The 12,867-nt window shown below is 33.4% G+C and carries 14 protein-coding genes and 1 pseudogene; 4 read left to right on the plus strand and 11 right to left on the minus strand.

The features are described from left to right. Positions 1–56 precede the first annotated feature (56 nt). From RVY88_RS02515 to RVY88_RS02565, 11 genes are all read right to left on the minus strand, one after another. Positions 57–227, minus strand: a complete 171-nt coding sequence (locus tag RVY88_RS02515; RefSeq protein WP_002847863.1) for a hypothetical protein — start codon at positions 225–227, stop codon at positions 57–59. A gap of 111 nt (positions 228–338) precedes the next feature. Next, positions 339–938 carry a nitroreductase family protein gene (locus RVY88_RS02520; RefSeq protein ID WP_011732350.1) on the minus strand — a complete coding sequence of 200 codons (600 nt, stop codon included), beginning with the start codon at positions 936–938 and terminating at the stop codon, positions 339–341. 22 nt (positions 939–960) lie between these two features. After that, positions 961–1,476 (minus strand): pyridoxamine 5'-phosphate oxidase family protein, encoded by a 516-nt coding sequence (locus RVY88_RS02525; protein ID WP_162167179.1) that lies wholly within the window; start codon positions 1,474–1,476, stop codon positions 961–963. A gap of 41 nt (positions 1,477–1,517) precedes the next feature. After that, positions 1,518–2,369: an HrgA protein gene (locus RVY88_RS02530; protein WP_224727730.1), complete on the minus strand. Its 852-nt coding sequence runs from the start codon at positions 2,367–2,369 to the stop codon at positions 1,518–1,520. 60 nt (positions 2,370–2,429) lie between these two features. Further along, on the minus strand, positions 2,430–3,515 hold the full coding sequence (locus RVY88_RS02535; protein WP_238389009.1) for an AIPR family protein: 1,086 nt from the start codon (positions 3,513–3,515) through the stop codon (positions 2,430–2,432). Beyond that, positions 3,503–4,192: a hypothetical protein gene (locus RVY88_RS02540; RefSeq protein ID WP_238389008.1), complete on the minus strand. Its 690-nt coding sequence runs from the start codon at positions 4,190–4,192 to the stop codon at positions 3,503–3,505. The genes RVY88_RS02535 and RVY88_RS02540 overlap by 13 nt, the downstream gene beginning before the upstream one ends. Positions 4,193–4,218: 26 nt before the next feature. Then, positions 4,219–4,983, minus strand: a complete 765-nt coding sequence (locus RVY88_RS02545; RefSeq protein ID WP_144685932.1) for a pseudouridine synthase — start codon at positions 4,981–4,983, stop codon at positions 4,219–4,221. Then, a complete protein-coding gene (locus tag RVY88_RS02550; RefSeq protein WP_038454365.1) occupies positions 4,983–5,936 on the minus strand; it encodes an SIS domain-containing protein in 954 nt (317 codons plus the stop codon). Before RVY88_RS02550 ends, RVY88_RS02545 begins: the two co-directional genes overlap by 1 nt. A gap of 23 nt (positions 5,937–5,959) precedes the next feature. Continuing rightward, complete coding sequence (locus RVY88_RS02555; RefSeq protein WP_002847880.1) at positions 5,960–7,921, minus strand: ribonuclease J; 1,962 nt, start codon at positions 7,919–7,921, stop codon at positions 5,960–5,962. Beyond that, on the minus strand, positions 7,890–8,696 hold the full coding sequence (gene rsmA / locus RVY88_RS02560; RefSeq protein ID WP_162167178.1) for a 16S rRNA (adenine(1518)-N(6)/adenine(1519)-N(6))-dimethyltransferase RsmA: 807 nt from the start codon (positions 8,694–8,696) through the stop codon (positions 7,890–7,892). The genes RVY88_RS02555 and rsmA overlap by 32 nt, the downstream gene beginning before the upstream one ends. 73 nt (positions 8,697–8,769) lie before the next feature. Beyond that, positions 8,770–9,960, minus strand: coding sequence for an MFS transporter (locus tag RVY88_RS02565; protein ID WP_202930968.1), 1,191 nt, complete (start codon positions 9,958–9,960; stop codon positions 8,770–8,772). Between the two features lie 120 nt (positions 9,961–10,080). Between RVY88_RS02565 and hisF the strand changes: the two genes are divergently transcribed. The 4 genes and pseudogenes from hisF (at position 10,081) to RVY88_RS09205 (ending at position 12,732) form a co-directional block, all read left to right on the plus strand. Further along, entirely contained in the window at positions 10,081–10,839 is a 759-nt protein-coding gene (hisF, locus tag RVY88_RS02570) for an imidazole glycerol phosphate synthase subunit HisF (protein ID WP_002847885.1), read from the plus strand. Then, the gene (locus RVY88_RS02575) at positions 10,836–11,375 is read left to right on the plus strand and encodes a purine-nucleoside phosphorylase (RefSeq protein ID WP_162167177.1); all 540 of its coding nucleotides are present in this window, start codon (positions 10,836–10,838) and stop codon (positions 11,373–11,375) included. Before hisF ends, RVY88_RS02575 begins: the two co-directional genes overlap by 4 nt. Then, a complete protein-coding gene (gene rlmN / locus RVY88_RS02580) occupies positions 11,372–12,436 on the plus strand; it encodes a 23S rRNA (adenine(2503)-C(2))-methyltransferase RlmN (RefSeq protein ID WP_162167176.1) in 1,065 nt (354 codons plus the stop codon). The genes RVY88_RS02575 and rlmN overlap by 4 nt, the downstream gene beginning before the upstream one ends. Further along, positions 12,433–12,732 (plus strand): annotated as a pseudogene (locus RVY88_RS09205) (transcriptional regulator). The gene rlmN and the pseudogene RVY88_RS09205 overlap by 4 nt, the downstream one beginning before the upstream one ends. The last annotated feature ends 135 nt before the right edge of the window (positions 12,733–12,867 follow it).

Consider the following 12,867-nt stretch of genomic DNA (forward strand, 5'->3'; position numbering starts at 1 on the left):
TTGAAAGAGATGCATGCGGCAAAAGAGCCGCATATTTTGAAGCTATAAAAACTATATCAACCGCCGCACTTACTAGCGCCGCATTTTTCAGTCTTATTTGTCTCTTTAGGCTTTTCTACTTTTGTATCGCCGCATTTGCTAGTACCACATTTTTCAGCTGCGCTAAGCGAAGTAGAAAGACCTATCAATAAAAATAGACCTACAAAAATACTAGTTAACTTTTTCATAGTTAAACTCCTTTTAAATTTGAATTGATACGGATGATATTATAATATATTTTAAAATTTAAATTTGTGATTTTCATCACAAAACTATATTAAATTTAGAAATCTTTTCAACTATCTCCAAATCAAAATATCATCTAAATTAAGTCTCATTTTAGCAGGAGCGGTTTCATCACTCATCCCCAAAGCCACAACTAAAACAGGTGTAAAGTTGTTAGTTAAATTTATAAAATTTGTTAGTGAAATTTTATCAAATCCGCCTATTATACAACTTTTTATATCCATACTATATGCGATATTTATGAGATTTGCACATAGCAAATAACATTGCAAACTTGCATAATGTGTTAGCTCATCGTTAGTTTGATGATCAAATCTGTTAGCGAAATATTTCATAGCTTTGTTATATTTTTCAGGTATAGTTTGCTTTCTTTTTACCTGATTTTGTAAAAATTCGCAGCTGCTTTTTAGATCATTTCTAGCTAGTATAATAACCGCGTGAGAACATGCTTTTACTTGATCTTGATTGTTACAAATTTTCCCAAGCTCATCTAGCTCATCAGATTTACTGATAACAACAAATTTCCAAGGCTCAAGCCCGCATGAACTAGGAGTAAGTCTAGCAAAATTCAAAATCTCTTTTATCTTTGCGTTTTCTATCTTTTCGTTTTTAAATTGTCTACACGAAAAGCGATTTTGCATTATATTTTTCAAGGTATATCTCCTTTAAATTTAATTATTTTATAATTTTAGCCTTAGCAGATAAACTCATGATCTTTAGTTCATAAATACTAATTTTCTTAAGCGAACCTTGCACTGCTGTGTTGAAATACTCCATATATTTAGGAGTATATTTTTCGCAAAGTAGGCGCAAAGCTTCTATTTTTTCCTCTTCTTGCGTAATTTCATAAGCTTTGGTTGTAGCTATTGCACTGCAGTATTCAGTAGTAAAAACCCTACCTCCAAGTTCGCTTGCGCTGTCTTTTATACTTTGACAAAACTCATGGCTAGGCGTAGGTACTCTGTTTTGGTTAACGGCGACTAGAGTAACACTCTTGCCATCTTTATACAATCTTGCTTTTGAGCCTGTCTTTGCTCCATGAATGAAAACACTCATGCCATCTCTGGCTACAGAGATAGGAATGCTAAATACCTCACCGTATTCATCTACGCAGCTAAGCGTCGCATACTCGCTCTCGTCTATTATTTTAAGGGCTGTTTGTCGGTCTAATTCACGGTCACTTCGTCGCATAACGCTTCCTTACTTAATCTTTTTATCTTTTAGATAGCTTTCTAATTTATCATTATCCAAAACTTCATCAAATTCGCTTTTACTTCTATACTCTCAAGAAATTTTTTAAAATCAGGATTTTTAATGCTTAATTCATTCATCACAGAATAATCTAAGCTTTCTTTGAATTTAGCCCTAGCTAAAATCACACTTTCATCAACATTTTGCGAACTAAGGCTAATAACTCCTATACCAAATGAAAAACTCAAACGCTTAATCAAATCCATAAGCTCCTCATCGCCCTCATCGATATCAAGCGCAACAAGGTAACCCTCATTCGCCCAGCTTGAATTACTCACAGCTTGAAAATAATATTCTCTAAAACTACCAACACTTAGATGTTTTTTCATTTCAAAAGCATAGATTTTGATTGGAAGCGAATTAAATTTGCCTATAAATTTATTTAGCTCTTTTTGGTAATCTCTATATTCAAAACTAACTCCAACTATATCTGGATATAGCCATTTATCTATACTTTTTTGAAATTTTTTACTACTTTCGTGATAGATTGTTTTAGTATAAGCTTTAAAATATTCACTTGTAAAAATAAATCTAGTTAAAAGTGAATGCAAATCTCGCTCATTATATACAGTTTGTGGCTCTTTTTGGACTATTTGATCTACTAAATGTTGAGATTTTAAATTTATATATTGATTTTTTAGTTTTATAAACATAGGCTTTGTACTAACCACTTCAAATATAAAGTTTGGATTATTTTTTAATATCAACAAATACACGAGCATAAAAGACTGCCAAGGTGTTTTACCTCCTAAATTTAGTTCATCGGTTAATCCAAATTCTTTTGCTATAAAATACATTTTATTAAGTTTTAAAGCCTCTTTTTTACGCTCCAAAATCTCTTTTGCTACTTCTATAACAGATCTTGCTATTTCAATATCTCACCTCATTGAAAGTTATCTTTTAAAAATATCAATTTGAGCTTTTAGATCTTCGCCGATGCTCATACTTAACAAATCAGAAAACGTATTTAAGATATTTTCTAAATATTTATCATTAGTTTTAAAATAATTACTAACGCTAGTGGCTATTTTGCGATCATAAGCGATTTTATATGAATCTGTCACCATTTTAACTAAGTTTATGATTATTCTTCTAAATTTCTTATCTAAATCATCATTTTGATAATTGGAAATAAAAACTCCGTATTTAAAATCTCTATTTAAAAGTATTGTTGAATCTTCAATTAACTCTTTTTCTGTAACATCATTATTTACCAGCCTATAAAGAACACCAAATAATGCTAGCATAATTTGTTTACGATTTTTTAGAATTTCTGCTTGATTGGAGCTTAAATCTCCGCTGGTTTTCAAATCTTTTTCTATTGCAAGATATTTATTGTATAAAGCAATACAATCCACCACAAAGGTTTTTTTATTTTTATCCGCCATATAATTTTGCTTAAACAATCTATTGTAGGTATCATTTTGTTCAAAAATAGCTTTTTTACCAGATCTTGCGGTTCCTGGTTTTTGTAACACAAAAGACAAAATCATTTGACCGAATTCATCATTTTTAATAGATACTTTTAGTTTAGATGGTTGTTTTACGCCTCTTTTTATTTCAAAGAAAATACCTTCTTCAGCAAATTTTCTACTTAACTGCACCATCTCCGGAGTATTAGATTTTAAGTCTCTCGGCAAAATTGGTTTTTGAGAATTTGTGGCTTCGGCAATTTTAGTATAAAATGACAAATTAGGATCTTTCTTTTTTTCTGCCACAATCTTACAAGGAACATAAAACTCTTGGCTATTATTACCTTTGTATTCCGCAATTCTATTAGTTGTTTGACCACCATTAACAATAGAAAATTTATTAAGTTTTATAGAATTACCATCCACATCAAAATCTTCGCACGCAATAACAATTCCATTATTTAAAAACCAAAAGTTTTCTCTTTCTTTATCACTACTAAGCGTTTTTCTAATGCCATCATCAACAAGCTTATTAGGGATATATTTCCTAATGTTTAGGTCAAACAAACCTTTTTTGAGTATTTATTGTACAAATTCACTATAGACTTTGAAGACACATTAACCATAACACCGCAAGATGTATTAGATTCATATTCGAGATAATTTCCTTTTTTATCGATCAAAATTTTTGCTTCCATAACAGTTTCAAGAGTTTGTTGACTCTCTTCTATTTTACGCTCAATATCTGCTATTGTATATAAAGATACCATATCTATTGAGAAGCCATGTTTTGCAATTTCAATCTTATTTGTTATTGCTTGCTTGTCTAAATCTGATGAAGTAAATAAATGATATTCAATATTTGTGGATCCTTCATCTGGCAATCTATCAATGAAATTTTGTATTGTTCTTTTGACTCTATCATTATATATACCAGTATTGCCAACTGTAAAATTATGAATTGTACTATACATCTTATCTAATTCAGCAATAATGTCAGCATATGACAAATTATCAGTAAACTTAGATTGGCATACAACAACTTTTAACTCTTCTTCATCAAAATAGGCAAAATCTATTCCGCCATCATTTGCACCATCCGTTATAAAATCTTCTTGATCTACATACTCCACATCAAAGAAATATTTTAATAATACATGGCTAAAAGCTCTATCGTCTGCTAATTTTTGATTGTTTAAAATAATTTTAGACTGCTTAATTTCCCCCAATAGAATATGACTCATTTTGGACTCCTTAATAATTTTATATACTAATATCTCACTCCGTTTTGTTTCAAAAAATCTCTTAAATCGTCGTATTCACTATTTGTAAAGTATCGCCATTTGCCCTCGCCTAGTTGATCTAGGCTAACACGACCAAAACTAACGCGTTTTAGATCCATAACTTCAAGATCAAAATACCCGAAAAATCTTCTTAATTCGCGGTTTTGTCCTTCGTTTATGATGACTTTTAATCTTGTATATCCGCCGCTAAAACTGATGATTTTATATGCCAAAAATGGCTTAAATTCCATAGAAATTTGCTTTGTTCTAGCGTGAGCGCCTTTTGTGGCATCTTTAGCGAAAAATCCCTCTTGCATCGCAGCTATGACGTTTGGAGTTATCTCTCCTTTGATTTTTAGATAGTATTCTCGCTCTATATCACTTCCCATAAGGGCTTCAGCGATCGCAGGAGCGTCAGTAAGAAGCAAAAGTCCCTCGCTAGCAAAATCCAGCCTACCTATGCTTATAAATTTAGAAAGACCCCTTGGGAGATTATCATAGATAGTTTTTCTACCGCGATCATCTTTTTTAGTTACTAACTCACCTTTTTGTTTGTTATATACTATAATGCTAAACTCTTTTTTTAGCCTTATAAATCGTCCGTTTATCTTGATTTTATCGTCTTCTTTTACATCTGTTGCTAAGTTGTCGATTACTTTGTTATTGATACTAACTTTACCATTTTTTACTAACTCATCTGCTTCACGGCGTGAGTAATTTGTGTTGTGTGAAATAAATTTATTTATACGCATTATAGTCCTAAACTTGTTAAATCGTGGATATGCAAAGCTCCGATTGGTTTTTTATCTTTTGTTATGATTAGAATTTGAATTTTATACTCCTCTATGAGTTTTAAAGCATCATAGGCTAGCATATTTTCATCTTCTAGCACCTTTGGATTTTTAGTAGCAAATTTAATAGCTTGATCATTTATATTAAAATTCTCGTTACCCAATGCGCGTCTTAGATCGCCATCGCTTAGAACTGCTACTAACAAACCGTTTTTATTTGTTAGTAAAACCGTGCCTAATTTGCCATGAGTCATTGAATTAATCGCAAATTTTAAACTAACATCATCACTAACAATAGGCAATTCATCTTTTCTCATCACATCTTTTACTTTTAGATAAAGTCTCTTACCAAGACTACCACCTGGATGAAGCATAGCAAAATCTTCTTTTTTAAATTCTTTTAATTGCATCAAACACACAGCCAAAGCGTCTCCTAAAGCTAAAGTCAAAGTAGTAGAAACAGTAGGTGCGGCACCCAAAGGACAGGCTTCGCGGACTATGTCAAGACTAATAAATGCATCGCTTAACATCTCTAGACTTGAGCCGCTTTTTGCCATTCCTATTATTTTTATACCGCGCTTTTTAATGTGCGGAAGTATCAATAGAAGTTCACTGCTCTCACCGCTAAAACTAATAGCCAAAACAGCGTCGTTTTGACTTATCATACCAAGATCGCCATGAAGCGCTTCAGTAGGATGCAAAAAAAAGCTAGGAGTTCCAGTACTTGCCAAAGTAGCTGCTATCTTAGCTCCTACAAGCCCACTCTTACCCACGCCTGATATTATGAGCTTTCCTTTGCAAGAAAATGCTAAATTTACAGCCTTTTCAAATTTAAAATCCAGTAATTCTACTTGTCTTTTTAACTCATCTGCTTCTAAGCTTAATACCTCTTTAGCGATACTCAAAATATCCATTTTTTCTCCGTTTAAATTTACTATCACATCAAATACACAACCGGAACAATGGTAGGGTACTTTTTAATCTTTCTAAATATATGTTTTCTAATAACTTGCCTAATTTGATTTTCTAACGCTCTTTGATCGTGAAGCAATTCATCTTTAACATTGCTTAAAAACTGCAAAAGAACCTCTTCCATCTCTTTGCTAAGATTTTTACTCTGTCTTTCGCTAACCAAACCATAGCTTATAACACGATTTTGAATTAAAGTTTTAGCATTTTTATCAATCTGAGATATTATAGTTACCACTCCAGCCTCAGCCAATTTTTGTCTATCTATAACAACATCATCAGAAATTTGCTTATTGATTTGATTGTCTATGAAAACCTTACCTGTTTTTACAGTTTTTAATCTTTTTATATATTTTTGACAAACTTCTATCTGATCACCATCGCTCATAAGATAAGTATTTCTCTCATCAACACCACATGCTATAGCAGTCTCTTTGTGTCTTACTATATGATTATACTCGCCATGAACCGGTAAGAAAAATTTAGGTTTTACAAGTCTTAGCATAAGCTTTTGCTCTTCTTGGGCGGCGTGTCCGCTTACATGAATTTCGCTAAAGTCTTGATGAGCTACGCTTGCACCGCTTTTTAAAAGATAATTAAGCACTGTTGAAACACTTGTTTCATTTCCGGGAATCGCTTTTGAGCTGATGATTATCTGATCTGTTGGTTTGATTTTGATATATTTATGTTCATCAGTCGCCATTCTATATAGCGCGCTCATAGTCTCGCCCTGACTTCCTGTGGTTACTATAAGAACTTCGTTATCTGGATATTTGCTGACTTCGTTTGCATCGATAAATATCTTTTTATCTAAATTTACATATCCTAGCTCGATAGCAGTCCAAAGATTTCTCTCCATACTTCTACCTATAACACAAACTTTTCTACCATGCTTTACGCCACGCTCAATGGCTTGATAAACACGGTGGATATTTGAGCTAAACGTACTCATGATAACCCTGCCTTTTGATGTTGCAAATATGGCATCAAAAGTCTTTCCTACGCTACTTTCACTCTTTGTAATACCCTCTTTGTAGCTATTTGTAGAGTCGCTTAACATACACAAAACGCCTCTTTCTCCATAATATGCAAGTCTATTTAAATCTGTCGGATAGCCATCAATTGGAGTATGATCTATCTTAAAATCTCCGGTATGAAGAATTGTTCCTGCTTTTGTAGTGATAACTAACGCGCTCGCATCTATAATAGAGTGAGTTATATGAATAAGCTCTATCTCAAAGTCACCTATCTCATAAAGTTTTCTTTTTTCTATGGGACGAAAATAGCTTCTGTGGGCCTTCAGACCGTGTTCTTCAAATTTATTGCTTATCATTCCTAATGGAAGCGGAGTTGCATAAATAGGAAACTGGAATTCCTTAAAAAAATACGGAACGGCTCCTATATGATCCTCATGTGCGTGAGTGATGATTATGCCGCGAACTTTTTGTTTTATCTTACGTATATAATCAAAATCAGGTATCAAAATATCCACACCATGCATACTCTCGCTCGGAAAACTCATACCGATATCCACTATAATAGCATCATTGTCAGTCTCAAATACGGTCATATTCCCACCGATCTCGCCAAGTCCGCCAAGCGGAGTTATTTTGATCTTATGTTCGCTTGAGTTTAGATATTTTAATGGATTAAGTCTTAATTCGTGAGAGGCTCTATTTGCTTCTATAGAAGCTTGCATATCTTTTTGCCAGCCTTCGTTTCCGCTAATTTTTACGGTATTATTACCGTTTTTATGTTTGCGTTTTTTAGGTTTTTTTACCTCTGATTCTGCTATATCTGTTGCGACTTCATTTGCTTGTACGTTTTGCGTATTAGCATTTGCTTGTTTTTTTAGGTTGTCTCTGTGGTGTTTGTATCTGTGTTTTCTATTTGTTCTTTCAGCCACAGGGGTTTTGTTTTCTTCGTTCATTTTCAGCCTCTTTAAATAGTTTTAAATATAAGGCGACACTAAGCTCGTGCGGACGAATAGTATAAGAGAGATTCTCAGTATTAAAAAATATTTCTAATCTGTCTCTTTGAACTAAATTTGATAAATTTTTTAACAGAGTTTTTCTAGGAGCGCTAAATGCTACACGTAAAAAATTCTTGAAATTATCATATTTTAAATTTAAGCTCAAATCTCTATCTTTTATGATTCTAATGACTGATGAGATAACTTTCGGCGGAGGATTAAAAGCACTACTTGGCACATCAAAAAGCAACTCACATTTGCCTTTTAACCATGTTAAAATAGCCAAAGAACTAAATTCTTTATCGCCGGCTTCGCTACTAAATTTTATAGCAACTTCACGTTGTATCATCACAACTAAACCTTTGCAATTTTTATCGTCTATAGCTTTTAATATCATATTTGTTGCCACGTAATAAGGCAAATTTGCAACCAAAAAATACTCACTTGCGCTTAGTTTATCCCACGCATTTAAAGCATCTGAGTTTATTATATTTAACTTTCCACTATCTAGTTCGCTTCTAAATTTATCTAATAAAATTGTATAAAGCTCACTATCTATCTCAAAACAATCAATCATACTGTCTAACTTAACAAGCTTTTGTGTTAAATCACCTAAGCCAGGCCCAATCTCTACTATGCGCTTAACATCGTTGGGAATCGCTTGGATGATTTGATTTTTTATATTTTCATCTTGTAAAAAATTTTGACCGAATTTTTTCTTTGCTTTTATCATCGCGTTTATGTTACCTGAATTTGACTTACAAACTAATTAAATTTAATTTTCAAATTTAAATAATAACTTTTTATTATCCACCATATAATAAGTAAAATATATACACAAAATCCACATATAACAAGCGCCATTCCGGCTCCAAATTTACTGCCAAAACTCCTGATATAACAGCTCCTATCGGTGTAGAGCCCAGGAAAAATAGAATATACACGCTCATCACTCTACCTCTGAAATCTTCTCTTGAGTTTAACTGCAAAAGCGAATTTATAGTAGAAACACATATCATAAAACTAAATCCGGTCATTGCTAAAAATACCCCGGCTGTAGTAAAATCCCTGCTAAGACCGATTGCTATTAAAAACGTAGCGGCTATAAATGGCATAATTTTAACGGTTTTATAGCTGATATTTTTACTTGTAAACGCTACCCAAAGTGCGCCAAAAAACGATCCGATTCCTAAAAAAGCCATAAGATAAGCAAAAGTATCTTCGGCTCCGCTTAAGCTATATTTTGATAAAGAAGATATTGTCACATTATAATTTGGCAAAAATGTTCCTACTATAAGAACGACTATCAAAGGGCTTATAAGAATTTCACGTTTTTTTATGTAGTGAAATCCTGAAAATATCGATTTTAATATATTTTCTTTGCGTTTATTTGTTTTTGAGGGATTATGTTTTATAAAAAATAAACTTATAAAAATCGCTATAAATGAGACTGAATTTAGAAAAAAACAGGCCGCTAGTCCAAATTTAGTCATAACTATACCGGCAAAAAAAGGACCCATGATCCTAGCTATGTTTACAGACATTGAGTTTAGTGCAACCGCATTGGGAATATCTCCTTTGTCGTCTATTAATTCATATAAAAACGACTGTCTGCAAGGCGAATCAAGACAATTACAAAGACCTGTTAAAAATGCTAAAAATAGTATAATAGGATACGATGCAAAACCAAAAACAACACTAAGAGCAAAGATTAAAGATGTTAAACAAAGTCCTGTTTGGGTAATTTTTAGTATAAGTTTTTTATCAATTTTATCTAATAGCGCACCTGAAAATAGCGAAAAAACAAGAAGCGGCAAAAACTGTACTGCGGCTACTATACCAACTAACGTAGCGTTATTTGTAACTTCAAGCGCCAGCCAAGGCTGAGCGATATTTTGCATCCAAGTTCCTGTTTGAGATATCATCATCCCGAACCAGTATAGCCTGAAATTTCTGTATTTTAACGCTTTTAGCGGATTTGAAAATTTATTTGGCACAGCTTCTTCTTGAGTAATTTATATCTATTTTATCAAAATATAGGTTAATAGTGATTGAATGTTCTATTTAAGTAAATTTTCTAAGCTTTTATTGTAAAATGATGATAAAAAAGAGTTTTTATGGATAAATTTGCAAAACGTATAATTCCTTGTTTGGATGTAAATAATGGACGCGTGGTAAAAGGTATAAATTTCGTAGGACTTCGCGACGCAGGAGATCCGGTCGAAGTTGCCAAACGCTACAACGACGAAGGCGCTGATGAGCTTTGTTTTTTAGACATCACTGCAAGTAGCGACGGTAGAGATACTATCGTACATGTAGTAGAAGAAGTAGCAAGGCAGCTTTTTATACCTCTAACAGTCGGCGGCGGTATAAGAAAAATAGATGATATCTCAAGACTTTTAAACGTAGGTTGCGATAAAGTAAGTCTAAACTCCGCAGCCATTCACAATCCAAATTTGATAAGCGAAGCTGCAAATAAATTCGGCTCACAATGCGTAGTCGTAGCTATAGACGTAAAAAAAGTGGACGGGAGCTATCACGTATTTATAAACGGCGGTAGAGTAGATACTAAAATCGACGCTTATGAATGGGCAAAAAAAGTTTATGAACTAGGCGCAGGAGAGATACTGCTAACTTCTATGGATAGCGACGGCACAAAAAACGGCTACGACCTTGAAGTCACATCTAAAATATCAAATTTAGTCGGCATCCCGGTCATCGCAAGCGGTGGTGCCGGAACTATGGAGCATATCTTAGAAGCGTTTAAATTCGGCGCTGACGCTGCGCTTGCTGCAAGTATATTTCACTATAAAGAGATAGAAATATCGGAGCTCAAAAAATACCTTTTAGCAAACGATATCGGAGTTAGAATTTGATAGTTTGCGCCGGACTTAATGAGAGTTTTGAATTTGCCGTTCCGATAGGTGTAGGAATCACAAGCTCAGCTATAAATTTAACTAAATTATTAACTGCAAATAAAGCAGACGAGATCATTTTTGTGGGAACTTGCGGATTATATAAAGATGGAAATCTTTTAGATATTTATGAGAGTAAAACAGCCGTAAATTTAGAAATTTCGTCCTTGCTTGGACTTTCATATTCTCCACTATTTTCTTCGCCGATTGTGCAAAATTTGAAATATGTTTCACAAGAAACATTGATAACGAACTCATCAAATTTTATAACAACGAATAGAGATATCGCACAAAAATTTAGTGAACTTGGACTTTTTATGGAAAATATGGAGCTATACTCCGTCTTAGAAACGGCAAAACAATTTAAAATTCCTGCTCGCGGGATTCTATGCGCTACAAACTTTTGTGAACCTAACGCGCATAATGAATTTATAAAAAACCATAAAAAAGCAAAGCTAAATTTAGAAAAATATTTGAAAGAAAGAGACATTATATGAGAAATTTATTAGATCTATCTCAAGATGAACTAGCAAATTTACTATCACCGAAATTTAGAGCTAAACAAATTTATGAGTGGGTTTATAAGAAAAATGCAAGAAGTTTTGATGAGATGACTAACATATCAAAAGATGTTAGAGAAAATTTGAAAAGCGAATTTTACCTTGATCCACTAACTTGCGTTAGGAGTGAAACCAGCAAAGACGGAAGCATAAAGTATCTATTTAAACTAACAGATGGCAAAACTATCGAAAGTGTTTTACTACCTATGAAAGGGGAAATTTCAAGCGAGGATGGCAGCGTAGAACGTCACGCGCGTTATACTATCTGTGTTAGTTCGCAAGTCGGCTGTAAGATGGGCTGTAGCTTTTGCCTAACGGCTAAAGGTGGATTTGTTAGAAATCTCAGCGCCGGAGAGATCGTAGCACAAATTTTATGGATAAAAAGAGAAAATAATATACCTTACGAACGCAGAGTAAATGTCGTATATATGGGTATGGGCGAACCGCTTGATAATCTTACTAACGTTAGTAAAGCAGTTAGCATTCTAAAAGACAACGACGGACTTGCTATCGGCGCTAGACGTCAGACTATAAGCACTAGCGGACTTGCGTCTCAGATAAAAAAACTAGGTGAGCTTGACCTTGGAGTGCTTCTAGCTATATCGCTTCACGCCGTAACAGATGAGCTTCGCGCAAAACTTATGCCGATAAACAAAGCTTATAACATAGCTGCCGTTATGGACGCAGTGAGAGCTTTTCCCATCGATATGAGAAAAAGAGTTATGTTTGAATATCTTATAATGGATAAAGTCAATGACAATCTAAGCGACGCAAAAGCACTTGTCAAACTTCTACACGGTATAAAAGCAAAAGTAAATTTAATACTTTTCAATCCGCATGAAGGAAGCCAGTACCAAAGACCGAGCATAGAAAACGTGGACAATTTCAGAACTTATCTGCAAAGTCGCGGCGTAACTTGCACTATTCGTCAAAGTAAAGGACTTGATATAAGTGCTGCTTGTGGTCAGCTAAAAGAGAGAAGTAAGGTTGAAATGTGAGTTCAAAAAGAGAATTTTTAGACTTTGTTTTAGAAGGTTTAGACAACATCAGCTTTAAAGTGATGATGGGCGAATTCATACTATATTATAAAGGCAAAATCATAGGCGGAATATATGATGATAGACTACTAATAAAAAAGACGAAATCCGCCGAAAAAATCATAAAAAATATAAAATAAGGACTACCATATCCTAATGCAAAAGAGATGATTTTGATCGAGAACTTAGAAGATAAAAAATATTTAATGCAACTTTTTAAAGAAATTTATCAAGAATTATACGTCAAAGGAATATAAAAAATGAATCTACTAGATATAGTTCAAATCTGTTTTATCGCAATTGTAGTGATAATAGGTCTTAGCGGAATTTTATTCGTCATAAAAAATGAAAAGAAATAAAAATTTATAAAGCGTATTTTAGGATCACTGCTA

The sequence above is a fragment of the Campylobacter sp. TJR-1 genome (assembly GCF_032840035.1).
Lineage (GTDB): Bacteria > Campylobacterota > Campylobacteria > Campylobacterales > Campylobacteraceae > Campylobacter > Campylobacter fetus.